The sequence below is a fragment of the Pseudomonas sp. NPDC087615 genome (assembly GCF_044743445.1).
Taxonomy (GTDB): Bacteria; Pseudomonadota; Gammaproteobacteria; order Pseudomonadales; family Pseudomonadaceae; genus Aquipseudomonas; species Aquipseudomonas baetica_A.
This window is the reverse complement of the sequence record NZ_JBIUWM010000120.1, coordinates 1,120-3,512: the sequence shown is the minus strand read 5'-3', so window position 1 is coordinate 3,512 and position 2,393 is coordinate 1,120. Positions and strand designations below refer to the sequence as shown.

Here is a 2,393-nt window from a genome sequence, read left to right as displayed (position 1 = left end):
AAACATGAACCAGGATCAGAGAGCGTTCTACGAGTACAACTCGATGCACATGGAACCGTGGGACGGCCCGGCCGGCGTGGTCATGACCGACGGTCGCTACGCGGTGTGCCTGCTCGACCGTAACGGTCTGCGCCCGGCGCGCTGGGTCACCACCACCAACGGTTTCATCACCGTTGCCTCGGAAATCGGCGTCTGGAACTACCAGCCAGAAGACGTGATCGCCAAGGGCCGCGTAGGCCCGGGCCAGATCCTCGCCGTGGACACCGAAACCGGGCAGATCCTCGACACCGATGCGATCGACAACCGCTTGAAATCCCGTCATCCGTACAAGCAATGGCTGCGCAAGAATGCCCTGCGCATTCAGGCGACCATGGAAGACAACGATCACGGTTCGGCTTTCTACGACGTCGATCAGCTCAAGCAATACATGAAGATGTATCAGGTCACGTTCGAGGAGCGCGATCAGGTCCTGCGTCCGCTTGGCGAGCAAGGCTACGAAGCCGTGGGTTCGATGGGCGATGACACGCCGATGGCCGTGCTGTCGCAGCGCGTGCGCACGCCATACGACTATTTCCGCCAGCAGTTCGCGCAGGTCACCAACCCGCCGATCGACCCGCTGCGTGAAGCGATCGTGATGTCGCTGGAAATCTGCCTCGGTGCCGAGCGCAACATCTTCCAGGAATCGCCGGAACACGCCTCGCGCGTGATCCTCAGCTCGCCGGTGATTTCCCCGGCCAAGTGGCGCTCGCTGATGAACCTCGACCGCCCGGGCTTCGAGCGGCAGATCATCGACCTCAACTACGACGAAAGCGTCGGCCTCGAAGCGGCCATCCGCAACGTGGCCGATCAGGCTGAAGAAGCCGCGCGCGCCGGTCGTACCCAGATCGTCCTGAGCGACCGCCATATCGCGCCGGGCAAGCTGCCGATTCACGCCTCGCTGGCCACCGGTGCGGTACACCACCGCCTGACCGAAAAAGGCCTGCGCTGCGACTCCAACATCCTCGTTGAAACCGCGACCGCACGCGATCCGCACCACTTCGCGGTGCTGATCGGTTTCGGCGCCTCGGCGGTCTATCCGTTCCTGGCTTACGAAGTGCTGGGCGACCTGATCCGTACCGGTGAAGTGCTGGGCGACCTCTACGAGGTGTTCAAGAACTACCGCAAAGGCATCACCAAAGGTCTGCTCAAGATCCTGTCGAAGATGGGCATCTCGACCATCGCTTCGTACCGCGGTGCGCAGTTGTTCGAAGCCATCGGCCTGGCCGAAGAAGTGTGCGAGCTGAGCTTCCGTGGCGTGCCGAGCCGCATCAAGGGCGCACGTTTCGTCGACATCGAAGCCGAGCAAAAAGCACTGGCCACCGAAGCCTGGAGCCCGCGCAAGCCGATCCAGCAGGGCGGTCTGCTGAAGTTCGTCCACGGTGGCGAATACCACGCCTACAACCCGGACGTGGTTAACACCCTGCAAGCCGCCGTGCAGCAGGGCGACTACGCCAAGTTCAAGGAATACACCTCGCTGGTGGATAACCGTCCGGTGTCGATGATTCGTGACCTGTTCAAGGTCAAGACCCTCGACACGCCGCTGGACATCAGTGAAATCGAACCGCTGGAATCGGTGCTCAAGCGCTTCGACTCCGCCGGCATCTCGCTGGGCGCCCTGTCGCCGGAAGCTCACGAAGCCCTGGCCGAAGCCATGAACCGCCTCGGTGCGCGTTCCAACTCCGGCGAAGGTGGTGAAGATCCGGCGCGTTACGGCACCATCAAGAGCTCGAAAATCAAGCAGGTCGCGACGGGCCGTTTCGGGGTTACCCCGGAATACCTGGTCAACGCCGAAGTGCTGCAGATCAAGGTCGCCCAAGGCGCCAAGCCAGGCGAGGGCGGGCAACTGCCGGGCGGTAAAGTGAACGGGCTGATCGCCAAGCTGCGTTACGCAGTGCCGGGCGTAACGCTGATTTCGCCACCGCCGCACCACGACATCTATTCGATCGAAGACTTGTCGCAGCTGATTTTTGACCTCAAGCAGGTCAACCCGAAGGCGCTGGTTTCGGTGAAACTCGTCGCCGAAGCGGGCGTTGGCACCATCGCTGCCGGTGTGGCCAAGGCCTACGCGGACTTGATCACTATCTCCGGCTACGACGGTGGCACCGGTGCTTCGCCGCTGACCTCAATCAAATACGCTGGCGCACCGTGGGAACTCGGCCTCGCCGAAACCCACCAGACCCTGCGCGGCAACGACCTGCGCGGCAAAGTCCGGGTGCAGACCGACGGCGGCCTGAAAACCGGCCTCGACGTGATCAAGGCAGCGATCCTCGGCGCCGAAAGCTTCGGCTTCGGTACCGCGCCAATGATCGCGCTGGGCTGCAAATACCTGCGTATCTGCCACCTGAACAACTGCC

At 62.4% G+C, this 2,393-nt stretch carries 1 protein-coding gene; it reads left to right on the top strand.

All coding sequences use genetic code 11. The features are described 5' to 3' along the window. Positions 1-2,393 (top strand): glutamate synthase large subunit (gene gltB, locus ACIOU6_RS27720; protein ID WP_401139914.1); only part of this gene is annotated, 2,393 nt, incomplete at both ends.